This is a genomic window from Streptomyces sp., assembly GCF_036566765.1.
Lineage (GTDB): Bacteria > Actinomycetota > Actinomycetes > Streptomycetales > Streptomycetaceae > Streptomyces.
In genome coordinates this window covers 1-18,111 of sequence record NZ_DATCVQ010000607.1, presented here as the reverse complement: position 1 = coordinate 18,111, position 18,111 = coordinate 1, and the positions used below count along the sequence as shown (strand labels likewise).

The 18,111-nt window shown below is 71.5% G+C and carries 20 protein-coding genes; 14 read left to right on the top strand and 6 right to left on the bottom strand.

The features are described from left to right. The first annotated feature begins 333 nt into the window (after positions 1-333). Positions 334-765 (top strand): hypothetical protein, encoded by a 432-nt coding sequence (locus tag VIU94_RS35165; protein ID WP_331917972.1) that lies wholly within the window; start codon positions 334-336, stop codon positions 763-765. Between the two features lie 56 nt (positions 766-821). Here the strand turns inward: VIU94_RS35165 and VIU94_RS35160 are convergent, their stop codons facing one another. Then, complete coding sequence (locus VIU94_RS35160; RefSeq protein ID WP_331917970.1) at positions 822-1,295, bottom strand: MarR family winged helix-turn-helix transcriptional regulator; 474 nt, start codon at positions 1,293-1,295, stop codon at positions 822-824. After that, positions 1,292-1,906, bottom strand: coding sequence for a DJ-1/PfpI family protein (locus VIU94_RS35155; RefSeq protein WP_331917968.1), 615 nt, complete (start codon positions 1,904-1,906; stop codon positions 1,292-1,294). The genes VIU94_RS35160 and VIU94_RS35155 overlap by 4 nt, the downstream gene beginning before the upstream one ends. Positions 1,907-2,102: 196 nt before the next feature. Here VIU94_RS35155 and VIU94_RS35150 point away from each other — a divergent pair, with 196 nt between their 5' ends. From VIU94_RS35150 to VIU94_RS35140, 3 genes are all read left to right on the top strand, one after another. Next, entirely contained in the window at positions 2,103-3,464 is a 1,362-nt protein-coding gene (locus VIU94_RS35150; protein WP_331917966.1) for an aspartate aminotransferase family protein, read from the top strand. A 76-nt stretch (positions 3,465-3,540) separates the two neighbouring features. Further along, a complete protein-coding gene (locus tag VIU94_RS35145) occupies positions 3,541-4,287 on the top strand; it encodes a GntR family transcriptional regulator (RefSeq protein ID WP_331917964.1) in 747 nt (248 codons plus the stop codon). A 96-nt stretch (positions 4,288-4,383) separates the two neighbouring features. Next, positions 4,384-5,034 carry a putative DNA-mimic protein gene (locus tag VIU94_RS35140; RefSeq protein WP_331917962.1) on the top strand — a complete coding sequence of 217 codons (651 nt, stop codon included), beginning with the start codon at positions 4,384-4,386 and terminating at the stop codon, positions 5,032-5,034. 43 nt (positions 5,035-5,077) lie between these two features. On the opposite strand, the gene VIU94_RS35135 is transcribed toward VIU94_RS35140, so the two are convergent. Beyond that, positions 5,078-5,839 carry an SLATT domain-containing protein gene (locus VIU94_RS35135; RefSeq protein WP_331917980.1) on the bottom strand — a complete coding sequence of 254 codons (762 nt, stop codon included), beginning with the start codon at positions 5,837-5,839 and terminating at the stop codon, positions 5,078-5,080. 295 nt (positions 5,840-6,134) lie between these two features. Between VIU94_RS35135 and VIU94_RS35130 the strand changes: the two genes are divergently transcribed. From VIU94_RS35130 to VIU94_RS35100, 7 genes are all read left to right on the top strand, one after another. Continuing rightward, entirely contained in the window at positions 6,135-6,470 is a 336-nt protein-coding gene (locus tag VIU94_RS35130; RefSeq protein ID WP_331917978.1) for a YbaB/EbfC family nucleoid-associated protein, read from the top strand. A gap of 138 nt (positions 6,471-6,608) precedes the next feature. Beyond that, positions 6,609-7,208 carry a recombination mediator RecR gene (recR, locus tag VIU94_RS35125; RefSeq protein WP_041662562.1) on the top strand — a complete coding sequence of 200 codons (600 nt, stop codon included), beginning with the start codon at positions 6,609-6,611 and terminating at the stop codon, positions 7,206-7,208. Between the two features lie 44 nt (positions 7,209-7,252). Continuing rightward, entirely contained in the window at positions 7,253-7,915 is a 663-nt protein-coding gene (locus VIU94_RS35120) for a DUF5063 domain-containing protein (protein ID WP_331917960.1), read from the top strand. A gap of 205 nt (positions 7,916-8,120) precedes the next feature. Further along, positions 8,121-9,395, top strand: coding sequence for an aspartate kinase (locus VIU94_RS35115; protein ID WP_331917958.1), 1,275 nt, complete (start codon positions 8,121-8,123; stop codon positions 9,393-9,395). Further along, a complete protein-coding gene (locus VIU94_RS35110; RefSeq protein WP_331917956.1) occupies positions 9,392-10,480 on the top strand; it encodes an aspartate-semialdehyde dehydrogenase in 1,089 nt (362 codons plus the stop codon). The genes VIU94_RS35115 and VIU94_RS35110 overlap by 4 nt, the downstream gene beginning before the upstream one ends. A gap of 388 nt (positions 10,481-10,868) precedes the next feature. Next, positions 10,869-11,618 (top strand): SigE family RNA polymerase sigma factor, encoded by a 750-nt coding sequence (locus VIU94_RS35105; RefSeq protein WP_414721062.1) that lies wholly within the window; start codon positions 10,869-10,871, stop codon positions 11,616-11,618. Beyond that, positions 11,615-12,805 carry a hypothetical protein gene (locus tag VIU94_RS35100; RefSeq protein WP_331917954.1) on the top strand — a complete coding sequence of 397 codons (1,191 nt, stop codon included), beginning with the start codon at positions 11,615-11,617 and terminating at the stop codon, positions 12,803-12,805. The genes VIU94_RS35105 and VIU94_RS35100 overlap by 4 nt, the downstream gene beginning before the upstream one ends. A 28-nt stretch (positions 12,806-12,833) precedes the next feature. Here the strand turns inward: VIU94_RS35100 and VIU94_RS35095 are convergent, their stop codons facing one another. Both VIU94_RS35095 and VIU94_RS35090 read right to left on the bottom strand, forming a co-directional pair. Further along, entirely contained in the window at positions 12,834-13,577 is a 744-nt protein-coding gene (locus VIU94_RS35095) for an SURF1 family protein (RefSeq protein WP_331917952.1), read from the bottom strand. A 22-nt stretch (positions 13,578-13,599) separates the two neighbouring features. Next, positions 13,600-15,450: a S9 family peptidase gene (locus VIU94_RS35090; RefSeq protein WP_331917950.1), complete on the bottom strand. Its 1,851-nt coding sequence runs from the start codon at positions 15,448-15,450 to the stop codon at positions 13,600-13,602. 70 nt (positions 15,451-15,520) lie between these two features. Here VIU94_RS35090 and VIU94_RS35085 point away from each other — a divergent pair, with 70 nt between their 5' ends. Together VIU94_RS35085 and VIU94_RS35080 are read left to right on the top strand one after the other, a co-directional pair. Further along, entirely contained in the window at positions 15,521-16,351 is an 831-nt protein-coding gene (locus VIU94_RS35085; protein WP_331917948.1) for a class I SAM-dependent methyltransferase, read from the top strand. Positions 16,352-16,413: 62 nt separating this feature from the next. After that, complete coding sequence (locus tag VIU94_RS35080; RefSeq protein WP_331917946.1) at positions 16,414-16,620, top strand: cold-shock protein; 207 nt, start codon at positions 16,414-16,416, stop codon at positions 16,618-16,620. Positions 16,621-16,668: 48 nt separating this feature from the next. Here the strand turns inward: VIU94_RS35080 and VIU94_RS35075 are convergent, their stop codons facing one another. Continuing rightward, the gene (locus VIU94_RS35075) at positions 16,669-17,496 is read right to left on the bottom strand and encodes an alpha/beta fold hydrolase (protein ID WP_331917974.1); all 828 of its coding nucleotides are present in this window, start codon (positions 17,494-17,496) and stop codon (positions 16,669-16,671) included. 167 nt (positions 17,497-17,663) lie between these two features. Here VIU94_RS35075 and VIU94_RS35070 point away from each other — a divergent pair. Further along, positions 17,664-18,111: MarR family winged helix-turn-helix transcriptional regulator (locus VIU94_RS35070; RefSeq protein WP_331917944.1), on the top strand; the 448-nt coding region annotated here is incomplete at its 3' end.

Here is an 18,111-nt window from a genome sequence, read left to right as displayed (position 1 = left end):
CTCCATGGCGCTGATCGCCGCGCCGGTGTATCCCATCTGCGCCCCCAGTTGGTCCTGCGTCAGGCCTTTCTTCACTCGCAATCTCTTCGCCACCACGGCAGCCATCCGTGCCGCGGGACCCGCCGTCTCTTTGTTCTCCGCTCGCGCCATCGCGATCCCCATTCGGACTCAACCGATCTCAACCGGTCTCAACTGCTCCCCGCCGAATTCGACTGCCTGCAAGGCGCGTTCGCGCAGGTCAAAGGGTTCCCGACGCGCCCTCCTCAGTCCTGGAAAACGTTAGCGACGACGCGAGAGCATGTCTTCGTGAAAGCAGCGAATCGGGAAGAAAACATGGATTGGATTCCAGTTTCCGGATTCCAACTCCGCAAAGCAGGGGTGCAATTCGACGCGGTACGGGTCGACGGCGACGACGGGCGCCGTCTCGCCGACTGCATGGAACGGCTCACGGGCGGCGACCCCGGGCCGGTCGTCATAGAGGCGAACGGGCGGCGGGGGGTGTACTTCCTCGTCCCGCCGGGTTCCACGGCGCACCGCGCGTGGCCGCGCGGCGTCACCCGGCTGAACGCGGGTCCCGCCCATGTGAGTTACGTGCCGGTGCCCGCGCTCAGCGGCCACACCTGGCCGCTCTCGTGGCGCTTCCCGCCGACCGGGCCGGGCCGGTTCGTGCACCCGCTGCTGCTGCGCAGCGCCGTGGTCGTCCTGCTGACGCCGTCTGCCGGGGGCGGCTCAGCCGCGGCGCGGGAGGCTGTGCCGGCCCCGTAGATGCACGTAGACCTCAAGTGATGGTTTCAACCGGGGCACGCCGCAGAGGGCTGAGGCTACTGATCGACCGGTGCGGGCTCCTGCGCCGCCTCGATCGCGTCCAGGGCCGCCGACAGTCGGTGGAGGACCCGTACCGTCTCGTCGAACGCCTCCTGGCCGCCCAGTTCGCTCGCCAGGCGGACGGCCAGTACCTCGTGGCCTGGGTTGATGCGGTGGATCGCCGCGCGGCCCTCCGGGGTGGGGGTGAGGAGCTTGGCGCGGCGGTGGGCCGGGTTCGGCTCGTACGCGGCCAGGCCCTTGGCCACCAGGAGGTCCGCGATGCGCTGGACGCTCTGCCGGGTGATGCCCATGACGCGGGCGATCCCGGAGACGGGGAGGGGCTCGGGCAGGACCGCGCCCAGGACCTGCCACCACGCGGCCGTCAGGCCCGCCGGCTCGGCCAGTCGGTCCGCGACGGAGAGGAACTGGCCGTTCAGCCGGAACACGGCGAGAGCGGTCTGGGACAGCGCGTCCTGCTGTTCGCGGCTCACTGAGCCTCTTCTCCTTCTGTGGCGTTGAGCTCTTCAAACGCCGCCGGGTCCGAGTCGTGGAAAAGCCGGTACCAGGCGTCCAGCTTCGCGCCCTCGAACGCGCCCAGCTTGCCGAGGATCTCGCGGGCGAAGGCTACCGGCTCGGTCGGGCCCGCCGTGATCAGCTCGCCGTCGGTGACGGCGTCGGTCTCGACGTACCGCTCCGCGCCCGCGTACCCCGTCGCGGCGAGGTAGAAGTCGACGGCGCTGGTGTGCGCGCGGTCGTCGAGCAGGCCCTCGCGGGCCAGGCCGGCGGTCGCGCCGCAGATCGCCGCGACCGGGACCTTCGCGTCCAGGAACGCGCGGGCCTCGGCCGCGAACGGCGCGAGCTCGTCGCTGGTGTCCCACAGGTCGGCGCCCGGCAGGATCAGCAGCTCGCTGTCCTCGGGGCGCAGGTCCGCGAGCGCGAGGTCGGGGACGATCCGGATGCCGGCGATGGTGGTGACGGGCTTGTCGGCGACGAAGCCGACGGTCTTGATCGTGAAGCCGGCGCGGGCGAGCCATGCGGTGGCGTGGCCGGTCTCCCAGTCGGCGAGGGTGTCGTAGACGGCGAGGTGAACGGTGCGGGGCATTGCGGGCCTCCTGCGGCTGTCGTGGTGCCTGTCTTCGTGCTGATGACAGCAGACTGTCATGTCGACAGCTTGCTGTCAATCCCGCGCCCTCTCGGTAACGTGTCGCGCCCCTCCCAGCAACGTGTCGCGTCCCTCCCGGTCTCGGTGGACAAGATGGTCATGGCCGCTCCGACCTGCACGTCCTTACCCTGGGCGCATGACCCCTCATGTCGTACCCGATCCCCAGGCCGGCGCGGCCGTGAAGGCCGCCGACCGTGCGCATGTGTTCCACTCCTGGTCCGCCCAGGGCCTGATCGACCCGCTCGCCGTCGCCGGCGCCGAGGGTTCGTACTTCTGGGACTACGACGGCAACCGCTACCTCGACTTCACCAGCGGCCTCGTCTACACCAACATCGGCTACCAGCACCCCCGCGTGGTCGCCGCCATCCAGGAGCAGGCCGCGAAGCTCACCACCTTCGCGCCCGCCTTCGCCATCGACGTACGCTCCGAGGCCGCACGCCTCATCGCCGAGCGCACCCCCGGCGACCTGGACAAGATCTTCTTCACCAACGGCGGCGCCGAGGCCGTCGAGAACGCCGTCCGGATGGCCCGTCTGCACACGGGCCGCCACAAGGTGCTCTCCGCCTTCCGCTCGTACCACGGCGCGACGTCCACGGCGATCAACCTCACCGGCGACCCGCGCCGCTGGGCCTCCGACACCGGCTCCGCCGGCGTCGTGCGCTTCTGGGCGCCGTTCCTCTACCGCTCGCCGTTCTACGCCGAGAACGAGCAGCAGGAGTGCGAGCGCGCGCTCGCGCACCTGGAGGACACCATCGCCTTCGAGGGTCCGCAGACCGTCGCGGCGATCATCCTGGAGACCGTCCCCGGCACCGCCGGCATCATGACGCCGCCGCCCGGATACCTCGCCGGCGTCCGCGCGATCTGCGACAAGTACGGGATCGTCTTCGTCCTCGACGAGGTCATGGCCGGCTTCGGCCGGACCGGCAAATGGTTCGCCGCCGAGCACTTCGACGTCGTCCCCGACCTGCTGACCTTCGCCAAGGGCGTCAACTCCGGTTACGTGCCGCTCGGCGGCGTCGCCATCAGCGCGGAGATCGCGGCCACCTTCGACAAGCGGCCCTACCCGGGCGGACTGACCTACTCCGGTCACCCGCTCGCCTGCGCCGCCGCCGTCGAGACCATCCATGTGATGGAGGACGAGAAGGTCGTCGAGCACGCCGCCCACATCGGCGAGACCGTCCTCGGCCCGGGCCTGCGCGAGCTGGCCGAGCGCCACCCGTCCGTCGGCGAGGTCCGCGGCCTCGGCGCGTTCTGGGCGCTCGACCTGGTGAAGAACAAGGAGACGCGCGAGCCGCTCGTCCCGTACAACGCGGCCGGCGAGGCCAACGCCCCCATGGTGGCCTTCGGCGCGGCGGCCAAGAAGCACGGTCTGTGGCCCTTCATCAACATGAACCGCACCCACGCCGTCCCGGCCTGCAACGTCTCCGAGGCCGAGGCCAAGGAGGGCCTGGCGGCCCTGGACGCGGCGCTCTCGGTGGCGGACGAGCACACGGTCTGATCGACGACGTTGATCGGCAAGGCCCCCTCCCCGCCTGGACTAGGGTGTCCGGGAGCCGGACGGAGGGGGCCGCACCATGGCCGACAACGGAGCCGCGAACGGGACGGTGACGCGCAGCACCCTGCGACAGCAGATCGCGGACGCGCTGCGTGACGAGATCCTCGCGGGGCGTCTCCGCCCGGGCGACGTGTTCACCGTCAAGCAGATCGCCGAGCAGTACGGGGTGTCCGCGACACCTGTGCGCGAGGCCCTCGTCGACCTGTCCGCGCAGGGGCTGCTCGACTCCGACCACCACCGCGGGTTCGCCGTCCACCGGTTCACGATCGACGACTACCGGGGCATGGTCGAGGCCCGGATGATGATCGTGGACGGGATATTCCGCCGCCATCTTTCCGCCCTCGCCGACGCGCACCAGCCCCAGACGCCGGCCCCGCCCGGCGAGCCCGATGTGCGGTTCGGGGCCGTTCTGGCCTCCGTGCGCCGCCGGGCCGAGGCCGCCGCCCGCGCCGCCCGCGCCGGCGACCTGGACATCCTCATCGGGTACGACATCCGCTTCTGGCGCGAGCTGAGCCGGCTCGTCGCCGCCAACGACTACGTCGCGGACTTCCTGCACCGGCTGCGCGTGCACGCCTGGGTCTTCGCCGTGCCCTATCTGCGCTCCGACCACGAGCTGCTCGACTGGCTGTGGGGCGGGCACACCGACCTCGTCGACGCGATCACGCAGGGGGACGCGGCGGCCGCGATCGCCGTCGTCGAGGAGTACAACGCGCACGCGCTGCAGTGGGCGGACCGGCTGGAGCGTTTACAAGCTCGGGGGCACTGAGCGCGTACCCGGCCTGTGCGGAGGGTACAGAGGCCACTACGCTGTCCCGACCTGACGACTGATGACTCACGACTGACGACGGAGAGCGAGCCCGCCTTGGCCTGTGACCTGTGGCTGGTCCCCCTTGTCGACGTGCTGTGCCACAGCCCCGACAATCCCTTCGCCGAAGAGATCGCCGCCTACGACAAGGCCCTGACCGACTCCGGTCTGCCCACCGTCCCCGTCTTCGCCTACATGCCGGGGCTGTCCGGCGACGTCGCGCCCGTCGCCGGCTTCGACTACGACGCCCTGCACTTCCTGCGCCGCGCGTACCTGCTCCAGATGTGCGGGCTGCCGGTCGAGCCCGTCGGCGAGCTCGGCGGGGACTACGAGCAGCTCCTGGAGATGTTCGAGGCGACCGCGCAGCAGTCGCATCTGGTCTGGCACTACGACCACGCAGGCGCGTACGTCCCGGTGGACTTCCCTGCTCCGCTCTCCAACGACGAGCTGCTGGAGGGCGGCGGCCCGCTCGGCTCCTCGCAGGGGCTGCTGCGGGAGCTGGAGTTCGTGGCGCCGGCGATCGGCATCGACCCGGCGAACCCGCCGGCCGCGCCGCGCCCGCCGGACCGGCCGACCTCGCTGGAGGAGCCTGCGGGGCCGATGCCGTACGACGAGAGCCCGTTCGCGCGGGAGCGGCACGTGTGGCTGGGGCTGCATGCGGCGGCGACGCGGAGCCTCGGCCAAGGCTCGATGATCATCTTCAGCTGAGCGGGAGGGCCGGACCCCCGCCGAGTCGGGTTCCGGCCCTGGCTCAGCGGGGCTCCGGCGGGCGCTGCCGCGGCATGTTCGGGCGGGTGCCCGGGGGGAGCGGGAAGCGGGTCGAGGGGTGCGGGTTCTCCGGGCGGCCGCCCGGTGCCCCCACCGACTGCATCACCAGCGGCGCGGGGCCGGAGCGGAACTCGACCATCCAGTCCGCCGTCTCCGCCCGGACCAGCTCCGTCACGTCCTCCGAGAACCGGCGCAGCACGCCCAGGCAGCGCTCCGCCGCCTCGCTCGCGGTGCCCTCCGTGGGGCCCAGCACCTCGCGCACGCTCTCCGACGCCCAGTCGAACTGCAGCGCCTGCAGCCGCCGCTGGATGGCCTGGGCGGTGGCCACGTCCCTTATCCAGCCGGACGTGAGGCCGAAGAACCGGTCGCACGCGATGCAGGCCGCCGCGAGCAGCAGCGACAGGTAGCCCCAGGCGGCCGCGCCGTCCGCCGCGACGCCCGTCAGGTCGAGCAGCGGCAGCGCGGCCCCCACGACGACGCCCAGGGCCGTGCCGATGCGCAGGGCGCGGGCGGCGAGGCGCTTGCGGACGCGGTCGGAGAGGTACCACTCGGCGGTGCGCAGCGCGTTGCCCTCGACCCAGCGGTACAGCTCGTCGAGGCGCTCCGCGGGCTCGCCCCAGTCCCCGAGCGGGAACGGCGAACCCGTCAGATCGGGGTTGCGGTCGCGGTCCCGGTTGCGGTCCCGGTTCTCCTTCGGACGCGGGTCCCGGCCCGGCTGCTCCGGCTGCATCTCCGGCGGCTGCATCTCCGGCTGCTGGCTCACCGGGGCACTCCTCTGCATGGTTGCGTCGTGCGATGCGTCGTGCGTGACGTGCGGTGCACGTGGTGCCTGCCCTTCCTACCGCCGAATGGTGGGCGATGGGCCCGCATTCCCGGGATTTCCGCCCGCAAGAGGGTCTTGATCAGGTAGAGGAGCACCGAGTTTCTCACTCGAAAGAGTTGGGCGGCAGCCGGGGCGTGGACCACGTAGGCTCGGCGTACCGACCAGTCGTGAGTACGGACGACGCTCAGTCGTCAGTGATTGCCAGGAGTGAGTGATCGTGATCCCCGGTGGTGGCCAGCCCAACATGCAGCAGCTTCTCCAGCAGGCCCAGAAGATGCAGCAGGACCTCGCGCGCGCCCAGGAGGAGCTCGCCGCGACGGAGGTCGAGGGCCAGGCGGGCGGCGGCCTCGTCAAGGCGACCGTGACCGGCTCCGGCGAGCTGCGCGGTCTGGTGATCGACCCGAAGGCGGTCGACCCGGAGGACACCGAGACGCTGGCCGACCTGGTCGTCGCGGCCGTGAAGGCGGCCAACGACAACGCGCAGCAGCTCCAGCAGGCCAAGCTCGGCCCGCTCGCGCAGGGCCTGGGCGGCATGCCGGGCCTGGGCTTCTGAGCCGTACCTCCGGTTCGGCTCCAGCCGTACCCGGTTCGGCTTCCGGGCCGTACTCCGGTTCCGAAGGCGCCTTCCGCTTCTAAGGCGCACTTCCAGCCACTACCGTTAGAAACAAGCACCCCCGAGAAGGGCGTTCCGTTGTACGAAGGCGTGGTTCAGGACCTCATCGACGAACTGGGCAGGCTGCCCGGCGTCGGTCCCAAGAGCGCGCAGCGGATCGCCTTCCACATCCTCCAGGCGGAGCCGACCGATGTGCGCCGGCTGGCGCACGCGCTCCTCGAGGTCAAGGAGAAGGTCCGGTTCTGCGCGGTCTGCGGCAACGTGGCCCAGCAGGAGCAGTGCAACATCTGCCGCGACCCGCGCCGGGACCTGACGGTGATCTGCGTGGTCGAAGAGCCGAAGGACGTCGTGGCGATCGAGCGGACCCGTGAGTTCCGCGGCCGCTACCACGTGCTCGGCGGCGCGATCAGCCCGATCGAGGGCGTCGGCCCGGACGACCTGCGGATCCGCGAACTGCTCGCGCGGCTCGCGGACGGCACGGTCACCGAGCTGATCCTGGCCACCGACCCGAACCTGGAGGGCGAGGCCACCGCGACGTACCTGGCGCGGATGATCAAGCCCATGGGGCTCAAGGTGACCCGGCTCGCCAGCGGGCTGCCCGTCGGCGGCGATCTGGAGTACGCGGACGAGGTCACCCTGGGCCGTGCGTTCGAGGGGCGGCGCCTGCTAGATGTATGACGACAGGGCATGCGCGCACCGTGCGCTCAAGGGAGGCACCCTCGATGTCTGACGCCACGCTGCACTCGATCACGCAGGACCCGGACGACTTCGCCGTCCAGATCGCGGACTCGATCGAGTCCTTCATCGTCGCGACCACGGAAGTGGCCAAGGGCGACGAGCCCGACAGCGCGGTCCCGTTCCTGCTCCTCGAGCTCTCCCAGCTGCTGCTGGCGGGCGGGCGGCTCGGCGCGCACGAGGACATCGTCCCGGACGAGCGGTACGAGCCGGACACCGGCCCGGACCTGGACGTCGACGAGCTGCGCGAGCGGTTCGCGGTGCTGCTCGACCCGGTGGACGTGTTCTCCGAGGTCTTCGACCCGTACGAGCCGCGCAAGGCCCCGATCCCGTCCCGGATCTCGGACAACCTGGCGGACATCGTCACCGACCTGCGGCACGGACTGGCCCACTACCGGGCCGGCCGGACGTCCGAGGCGCTGTGGTGGTGGCAGTTCTCGTACTTCTCCAACTGGGGACCGACCGCCTCGGCGACCCTGCGGGCGCTGCAGTCGCTGGTCGCGCACGTCCGCCTGGACCAGCCGCTCGCCGAGCTGGACGGCCTGGACACGGACGAGGACGTCACCGAGGACGACCTCGCGGAGGAGGCCGGCCGGGTGATGGTCCAGGAGATCGCCGCCCCGCTGGGGCTGCGGCCGGCCAAGCGCTGACGGGACACCCCCTGTCCGTCGCGCCTCTGTCTGTCGGACGTCTGTCTGCCGGACCTCTGTCCGTCACGCCTCCGTCTGTCGCACCTGCGATCATCTCTTGAGCAGGACATCTCAGCATGCGATATCCGGTCGGCGATCCCCGACCGCTCGTTAGACTGAGCCGACCGCAGTGATGACTGCGGCAGAGACTGAGCGAGGAGCGCACGTGGGCCTTGTCGTGCAGAAGTACGGAGGCTCCTCCGTTGCCGATGCCGAAGGCATCAAGCGCGTCGCCAAGCGAATCGTCGATGCCAAGAAGGCCGGCCACCAGGTGGTCGTCGTGGTATCCGCGATGGGCGACACGACGGACGAGCTGATCGATCTCGCCGAGCAGGTTTCCCCGATTCCTGCCGGGCGTGAGTTCGACATGCTGCTGACCGCCGGAGAGCGGATCTCCATGGCCCTGCTGGCCATGGCGATCAAAAACCTGGGCCACGAGGCCCAGTCGTTCACCGGCAGCCAGGCAGGCGTCATCACCGACTCGGTCCACAACAAAGCGCGCATCATCGATGTCACGCCGGGCCGGATCCGTACCGCTCTCGACGAGGGCAACATCGCCATCGTCGCCGGTTTCCAGGGCGTCTCGGCGGACTCCAAGGACATCACCACCCTCGGCCGCGGCGGCTCGGACACCACCGCCGTCGCCCTCGCGGCCGCGCTGGACGCCGAGGTCTGCGAGATCTACACCGACGTGGACGGCGTCTTCACCGCCGACCCGCGCGTGGTGAAGAAGGCCCGGAAGATGGACTGGATCTCTTCCGAGGACATGCTGGAGCTCGCCGCCTCCGGCTCCAAGGTGCTGCTGCACCGCTGCGTGGAGTACGCGCGCCGATACAACATCCCGATCCACGTGCGGTCCTCGTTCTCGGGGCTGCCGGGCACCTGGGTCAGCAACGAAAAGCCGAATGGGGACGAGCAGGTGGAGCACGCCATCATCTCCGGAGTCGCTCACGACGTCTCCGAAGCGAAGATCACGGTCGTCGGCGTACCGGACAAGCCGGGCGAGGCCGCGGCGATCTTCCGCGCCATCGCGGACGCCGAGATCAACATCGACATGATCGTGCAGAACGTGTCCGCCGCGTCCACCGGCCTGACGGACATCTCCTTCACCCTCCCCAAGACCGAGGGCCCCAAGGCCATCGAGGCCCTGGAGAAGGCGAAGAACTCGATCGGCTTCGACTCGCTGCGCTACGACGACCAGATCGGCAAGATCTCCCTGGTCGGCGCGGGCATGAAGACCAACCCGGGCGTCACCGCCGACTTCTTCCGCGCGCTGTCCGACGCGGGGGTCAACATCGAGCTGATCTCGACCTCCGAGATCCGCATCTCGGTCGTGACCCGCCAGGACGACGTCAACGAGGCCGTCCGCGCCGTCCACACCGCCTTCGGCCTCGACAGCGACTCCGACGAGGCCGTCGTCTATGGAGGCACCGGCCGATGAACCGCAGGCCGACGCTCGCGGTCGTCGGTGCGACCGGAGCCGTCGGCTCGGTGATGCTCCAGATGCTGTCCCAGCACGCCGACATCTGGGGCGAGATCCGACTCGTCGCCTCCCCGCGCTCGGCCGGCCGCAAGCTGGCCGTGCGCGGCGAGGAGTCCGAGGTCGTGGCCCTCTCCGAGGACGTACTGGAGGGGGTGGACGTCGCCCTCTTCCTCGTACCGCAGGACGTGGCGGCGCAATGGGCGCCGATCGCCGCCGCCAAGGGCGCGGTGGTCGTGGACAACTCGGCGGCGTTCCGGCTGGACCCGGACGTGCCGCTGGTCGTGCCCGAGATCAACCCGCACGCCGTACGGGTGCGCCCGCGCGGCATCGTCGCGAGCCCCGGCTGCAGCACCCTGGCGCTGATCGTGGCGCTGGGCGCGCTGCACGCCGAGTTCGGCGTCGGCGAGGTTGTCGTCACCGCGCTGCAGGCGGTCAGCGGGGCCGGGCAGGACGGCGTGGCCGCGCTGCGTGCCCAGCTGTCCATGGTCGCCGGCACGGAGCTGGGCTCGCACCCCGGCGACGTACGGCGGGCCGTCGGCGAGGACACCGGGCCGTTCGCCGGGCCCGTGGCGCTCAACGTGGTGCCCTGGTCGGGCGCGGCGGCCGAGGGCGGCTGGTCCTCCGAGGAGCTGGGCCTGCGCGCGGAGACCCGCAAGATCCTGGGCCTGCCGAAGCTGCCGGTCGTCGCGACCTGCGTCCGGGTGCCGGTGCTGACCACGCACTCGCTGTCCGTGCACGCGCGCTTCGAGCACCCGGTGACGGTGGGGCGGGCCCACGAGATCCTCGCCACCTCCCCGGGCGTGGTGCTCTACGACGATCCGGGCGCCGGGGACTTCCCCACTCCGGCCGACGTCGTCGGCACCGATCCCACCTGGGTGGGGCGGGTGCGGCGGGCGGCCGACGACGAGCGGGCGCTCGAGTTCTTCGTCTGCGGCGACAACCTCCGCAAGGGCGCGGCGCTCAATGTCGTGCAGATCGCCGAATCGGTCGTTTCCGCGCTTCGTCCGGAATCCGGGAAGCGTCCGGAATTCGGCGACGCGTGATCGTTCGCCTTTGTAGGATCTGTGTGCGCGATGTGAGCAAGTCGCGGACAAGTCACGAGTAAGTGGCTCTTGAACTGCGACGATGTCATGTTCGACGATGCTCTTCCCCTTGTCCGCAACCGATGGCCGGGCCGGGGGCGTCTCTGTGTGCACCCTCGGGGTGCCATGGGCGGCGGCGGCACGAACGGGGTCATGGGGAAGATCGGGTACGCATGAGGACGAACGACGCACCGCCAAAAACGGTGGCGTACGCGTACAACCCTGACGGGGGGGAACGTGTCCAACAGGCGTGGCAGAGGTACTCGACATCACAGCGGTGGTCTCGCTCCGCGGCGCGGCGCTCGTCCCCGCGCGGGGCGCGGCGCTCGTCCCGGTCCGGGCCGGGGCGCTGGCTCCTGTGCGGGACGCGGCGCCGGTTCGGGGCTCGTCACCCGCACCCGTTCGGGGCCCGGCACCGGCTTCCGTTCGGGGCGGGGCGCTTGCTCCCGTCCGCAGCGGGTCCGGCGCTCCCGCCGCAGGCACCGTGGTGCGTCCGCTCCGGCGGCCGCGTCCGGCCGGCGGCATGCCGGTGATCGCTCCGATGCCCGCCGCCCGCACCACCCGCATTCCGAACCCGCGCGAGGGCGCTGACGACGCCATGGCCGCGGGGACCACCGTCGACCACCTCACCGAGACCTACCGCGCCCACTACCGGTCGCTGCTGGGTCTCGCCGCCCTGCTCCTGGACGACACCGCCTCCTGCGAGGACGTGGTCCAGGAGGCCTTCATCCGCGTGCACTCCGCGCGCTCGCGGGTCCGCGACCCCCAGAAGACGCTGGCCTACCTGCGGCAGACGGTGGTGAACCTGTCGCGTTCCGCGCTGCGTCGGCGCATCCTCGGCCTGAAACTCCTGTCGAAGCCGATGCCCGACATGGCGAGCGCGGAGGAGGGCGCGTACGACCAGCTGGAGCGGGACGCGCTGATCAAGGCGATGCGCGGACTGCAGCGGCGGCAGCGCGAGGTGCTGGTGCTGCGGTACTTCGCCGACATGACCGAGGCGCAGGTCGCCGAGACGCTCGGGATATCCCTGGGCTCGGTGAAGGCTTACGGCTCGCGCGGCATCGCGGCGCTGCGGGTCGCCATGGAGGCCACGACATGAGCGGGCCGCTTGATGACGGGCACGACGAGCGCGCCGAGCGGGATGGCCGCGCCGAGCAGGACGGGCGTGAGGACCGCGCCGAGCGGGACGAACGCGACGAGCTGAGTGGAAACGACATTGTGAACGACGGGCCAGAGCCGGACAACGGGCTGGGCGAGCTTCTGGGCGGGGCCTTCGGCACCAGCCACCGCGGGGACGAGGAGGCGCTGCGGCGGCTGTTCCAGGGCGCGGTGAGCGACCTGGAGCCGACCGACGGGGCGCTGGAGCACCTGCGCCGGGCGGTGCCCGCGCGGCGCGCCCGCAAGCGGCAGGCCGTCGTCGGCTTCGCGGCCGCCGCGGTTTTGATCGGTACGGCCGTCCCGGCGTTCGTGCACGTCGCGACCTCGGGCGGGGTCACCGACGAGCGCGCGGTCAACGCCGGGCACGGCGAGCAGGCGCAGGGCGGCACCGGCAGCGAGACGGGCGTCGAGGGCGGCGGGAAGGGCAGCGGCTCCCCGACCTTCTCGACCTCCCCGGGCACCCGCGACGACCCGGCCAAGGAGAAGCCCCGCGGATCCGACTCGCGCACCGGCGGCGGCTTGGACCAGGGGACGGGCGATCACGTACCGGAGTCCGTGCCCGTCACCTCGCCGACCTGCCGGGCCGACCAGCTCGGCGTCACGTCGGCGCACGCGGGCGGACCGGACGCGGAGGGCAAGGTGTACGGCACCTTCCGGATCTCCAACATCTCCGGCCGGGACTGCGCCGTCACCGGCGCGGGCGGCGTCTCCTTCCAGGCGGCGGGCGCGGCCGACCCGGCCAAGATCTCGGTCGTGACGCATCATGCGGGCGACGCGGCCGGCGGCCTGCCGGACCCGTCGCAGGAGTCCCCCTCGCTGCTGCTGAAGCCGGACACGGCGTACGAGGTGAAGTTCGCCTGGGTCCCCTCGGAGACGTGCCCGACGACCAACACCTCGCCGACGCCGACCCCGCCGGCCACGGACGGCGGGACCGGATCCAGCGGCTCGACCGGCTCGGACTCCACCGACGGCACGGCCCCGCAGCTGGTCGCGGAGGACGGCGGTGTGGCGGACGGCAGCGTCTCGGTGAGTCACACGCCCGAGTCGGGCGCGCCGGCCGCGGTGACGACCATCTCGAACGCCTGCGCGGGCACGATCTACCGGACGGGCGTGCTGGACGCGTCCTGAGGTCCTGTGGTGGCTCCGCCCCTCGGCCTCAGGTGAGGCCGAGGGCCTCGTCGCGGTGGGCCTCCGCCTCACGGCGCAGCAGGCGGAACCACATGAAGACGACGAAGCCCGCGAAGACGAACCACTCGGCCGTGTAGCCCAGGTTCTGGAACGCCTTGACGTCAAGGCTGGTGCCCGCGGCCGCCTTCGGCGGGACGGGGGTCAGGCCGGCGGGGGAGTCGGTCTGGGTCAGCCACGCGTCGTAGACGTCGTCGTCGACCAGGTTCACCAGCGCGGCCGCGCTGATCAGCCCCACCTGCCCCTCGGGCAGCCCGCCTGCGGCGGATGCGCCCTTGGTGCCCGCGTTCTCCGAGGCCTGCAGCGCGCCGGTGACCGTGACCTCGCCGGACGGCGGGGCCGGGGCCTGCGCGCCGGTGGGCAGCCAGCCCCGTACCACCGGCAGCGCCCGGCCGTCGTCCGTCTTCAGCAGGGTCAGCACGTACGCGCCGTCACGCTCACCGAGCCGCCGGTCCGGCACCAGGAACTGCTCGCCGTACCGGCCCTTCGCCTCGGCGACCCGGCCCGAGGTCTCCTGGTCCACCGGGAGCAGGGAGGCCAGCGGCACCGCCTTCTGGCCCGCCGGATCCGGGCGTCGCTCGGCCGCCTCGTGGGTGTCCACACGGTCCTCGAACTTGCCCAGCTGCCACGTCCCCATGAACACGCAGAACGGAATCGCCAGCAGGACGAAGACGTTGATCCCCCACCAGCGGGGCGTTCTCAGGAACCCGTACACCCCACCACCGTACGCAGCGGCCTCACCTTTCCTTCGCCGGGGTCCCCAGGTGGCGTCGGACGAAGTCCAGCTCGAGCCGCACCTGCTTGATCCGTTCGTCCACCACCAGGGAGCCGTGCCCCGCGTCGTACCGGTACACCTCGTGCACCGCGCCCCGGGCCGCCAGCCGGTCCACGTAGTTCTCCACCTGGCGGATCGGGCAGCGCGGGTCGTTGACCCCCGCCGAGATGTACACCGGGGCCTTCACCGCGTCCACGTACGTCAGCGGCGACGAGGCCTCGAACCGCTCCGGCACCTCCTCCGGCGAACCGCCGAGCAGCGTGCGGTCCAGCGCCTTCAGCGCCTCCATCTCGTCGTGGTACGCCGTCACGTAGTCGGCGACCGGCACCGCGGCAAGGCCCAGCGACCAGGAGTCCGGCTGGGTGCCGAGGCCCAGCAGCGTCAGATACCCGCCCCAGGAGCCGCCCGCCAGGACCAGCCGCTCCGGGTCGGCGAGGCCCGAGTCGACCGCCCACGCGCGGACCGCCGCGATGTCCTCCAGCTCGATCAGCCCGACCCGGTGCTTGAGCGCGTCCGTCCACTCCCGCCCGTAGCCCGTCGAGCCGCGGTAGTTGACCCGGACCACCGCGAAGCCGTGGTCCAGCCAGGCCGCCGGGCCCGCCGCGAACGCGTCGCTGTCGTGCCAGGTGGGGCCGCCGTGGATCTCGAACACCGTCGGGAACGGGCCCTCGCCGGAGGTCGGCCGCTGCACAAGCGCGTGGATCCGGCCGCCGGGGCCCTCCACCCACACGTCCTCCACCGGCACCGACTCCGGCGCCTTCGGCCCCGGAGGGTCGAGCACCACGCCGCCCGCCGTCGATCGCAGCACCGCCGGCCGCGCGGCCGACGACCACATGTACTCCACCGAGCCGTCCGGCCGCGCGGTCGCGCCCGAGACCGTGCCCGCCGGGGTGTCCACCTTCACCAGCGCGCCGGTGCCGATCTCGTACCGCCACAGCTCGCTGCGCGCCTCGTAACCGTGCTGGATCAGCAGCCCCGAGCCGTCCGGGTACCACTCCGCCGAGACGTCGCCGGGCAGCTCCAGGGCCAGGTCGGTCTCCGCGCCCGTGGCCACGTCCCACAGCATCGGCTCCCAGCGCCCGCGTCGCTGGTGCCCGACCAGCAGTCGGGTGTCGCCGGCCAGCGGGGCGAAGCCCAGGACGGACAGGCCGAGCTCCTCCGTGCCGCCCTTGGTGTCGTCCAGCTCCGCCACCGTCGACCCGTCCTCGGCGCGGACCACGCGCAGCGAGGCGTGCATCGAGTCGCCGTGCTCGGTGTGCTCGATCGCGATCAGCGTGGAGTCGTACGAGAGGTCGCCGACACCCGCCGACTCGCGGTGCCGGTAGATCTCGGCCGGCTCCGGCCGCCCGGGCCGTACGAGATGGATCGTCGAGCCGTCCTCGTCCGTGGACCGGCCCACGACCACCGTCCCGTCGCGGCCGAGGGCGAGGCCCGCCGGGTAGGACGGGGCGAGCCCCGGGACGGCCGGCTCGTCGGCCCCGCCCTCGAAGGGCTGGCGCATCCAGACCCCGAATTCGTCCCCGTCCGTGTCCGAGAACCACCACACCGACCGGCCGTCGGGCGGCAGCGTCCCGTCCGTCGTCCCGTTGGGCCGGTCCGTGACCTGGCGCTGTATGCCCGTCGCCCGCTCCCACGCGTACAGCTCGTACGTCCCCGTCGCGTTGGACACGAACAGCGAACGCTCCGGGGCCTCCTCGGCCCAGTCGGGCAGGGACACCCGCGGGGCCCGGAAGCGCTGCTCCCAGACGGGCACGGCACCGGTGTTCTCGTTGCCGGCCTCGGTCTCGTCACCGGTCTTGCTGGTCTCGGTCATGGCCCCATGATGCTCCGCGCCGCCGACAATCCGCTCGCGCCCTCCTGAACCTGTGAATAACCTCCCGGGCATGTATGCATCGACCCCCTCCGACTGGCGCGAAGCCAATCGCGCGCGCTGGGACGAACGCGTCCCGATCCATGTCGCGAGCGAGTTCTACGACCTCGCCTCCTTCCGCGCCGGCAAGGAGGCGCTGCGGGACTTCGAGCTCGCGGAGGTCGGCGACGTCACCGGCCGCTCGCTGCTCCACCTGCAGTGCCACATAGGCCTGGACACCCTGTCCTGGGCCCGCCGCGGCGCGGCGCAGGTCGTCGGCCTGGACTTCTCCCAGCCGGCCGTCGAGACGGCCCGCGGCCTCGCCGCCGACCTGGGCCTGTCCGCGGACCGCGCGGCCTTCGTCGCCGCCGACGTCTACGACGCCGCGGAGGCGGTCCCCGACCGCGCGTATGACATCGTCTACACCGGCACCGGCGCGCTCAACTGGCTCCCGGACGTCGAGCGCTGGGCCGAGGTGGCGGCCTCCCTGGTAGCCCCCGGCGGCTTCCTCTACCTCGCTGAATTCCACCCCCTGACGGACGTCCTCGACGACGAGACCGGCTCACGCGTCCTGCACGACTACTTCGCCCGCGACGCCTGGGTGGACATCACACCCGGGACGTACGCCGATCTCGAAGCCGAGACCGTGCACAACCGCAGCGTGGAGTGGCAGCACCCGGTCGGCGAGGTCGTCTCGGCGATCGCGGCGGCGGGCCTGCGCATCGACTTCCTCCACGAACACGAGGCCTCCCTCTTCCCCCGCTACGGCACCCTCCGCCGCGACGACAACGGCTACTACCGCTTCCCGCCGAACCGCGCCCGGATCCCCCTGATGTACTCGATCAGAGCGACCCGCCCGTCCTGACCTCGGGTAGGCGACGAGCGAAGGGGCCGCCCGGCGGGTACTCATGGAAGAAGGAGGCCGCCATGAAAGGTAGAAGCATCGGGTTCGTGAAGTCGTTCGACCGCCGTCATGGCTATGGTTTCGTGCTCCCCGTGGGGTCGGAGGAGCCGGTGTTCTTCACCGCCGAGGACATCGAGGGCGACACCCAGAGCCTCTCCGAGGGCCAGCAGGTCTCGTTCGTCCTGGTCCTCGGCGCCGGCAGATTCGAAGCGAAACACCTCCGCCCCTGACCTCCTCAGCCCCCTGGCCTCCTCCGCCCCCCGACCTCCTCCGGGGCGTCATCCCACCTCGGCCAGGACCTCCCGGAGCCGGGCCGCGTAGGCGCGCGGGTGACTGGTGTTCCCGTTGTGCCCGCCGGGGAACTCCACCGCCTCGCGGCCGACGATCTCGGCCAGCGACTGGGCGCACCGGTAGTCGAAGACGGTGCGCGGCGTGGTGCGCCCGAAGGCGGGGACTATGCGGGTGCCGCTCGCTTTCACAGCATCGGTGTCGAGGGTGTCGTGGATGATCGCGGTGAAGTCGTGCCGGATGAAGTAGTCGAAGTTGGCGACCCGCTGGGCGTCCATCGGCTGCGGCGTCAGCCCGGGCTCGGCGTCGGCGCCGGCCGGGTCGATGCCGAGCGTCCGGGCGATCTCCGGGAGCACGGTGCCGAGACCGCCCTGGCGGTAGAGCTCCTGAAGCTCGGCGAGTTCGCCCTCGTGCCGACCGCGCTCCTGGCCGGGCAGCAGTCGCGGCGCGACGGGTTCGTGAGCGATGAGCGTGTGGATCAACCCCGGATGGCGCACGGCGGCGTGCAGCCCGATGACCGCCCCGAGACTGCAGCCGAGCATGAGCACGGGGCCGTCGCCGAGGGCGGTTACCAGCCGGTGCACGTCATCGGCATGCTCGACCAGGGTCGCCCCGCGCTCGGGGGAGTCCAGCCGACTGCGCGACAGACCCCGCCGGTCGTACGTGATCACGCGGTAGTCCCCGGCGAGCTGCTCGACGAGGTCGGTACTGCGATCGGCGTCCCCCTCCCCACTCTGCGAGATCAGCAGCAGCGGCCCGGCACCCCGCACCTGGTAGTGCAGGACGCCCCCCGGAACGGAGAGCACCCCGCGGTCCATGTCCGTGTCCGTGTGCATGTCCCTGTCGATGGCCCTGGTCACAGCGTTCCCCCTCGATTAGCGATGGCCCTTCCACCGCGTCCTCCATCCACAATATTCCATCGAGCTGGATACATCAAACCCAATGAATCAAACTCGATGGATCGAACTCGATGTACATTGGGGATGTGAACGGAGTCGAACTGTTCCTGCTGGGCCGCATCCTGATGAAAATCGGCGAGGACGCCCTGCCCGAACCCCCCGGCGGCGAGGGCCGGTACGCCGGCAGTGCCCGCCTCGTCCTGATCGTGGCCAGCGACGTCGCCGCCCACCCTGACAGCTCCGTAGGCGAGATCGCCGCCCGCACGGGCCTGCCGCAGAGTCAGGTGTCCACGGCAGTCGCCCGCTTGAAGGAAGCGAGCTCCGTCGAGACCGTCCCGGATCCCGCCGACCGCCGCCGCGTCCTCGTCCGCCCGGCTCCCGAGATCTCCGCCCGCGTCGCCCAGGTCCGCGCCACCCGCATCGAATCCGCCCTGGCCGCCGCCCTGGGCTCCGACGACCCCACCCGCCTGACCGAGATCGAAGAGGCCCTGACCACCCTCTCCCGCCACCTCATGCCGGCCTCAGGCCCGGCCG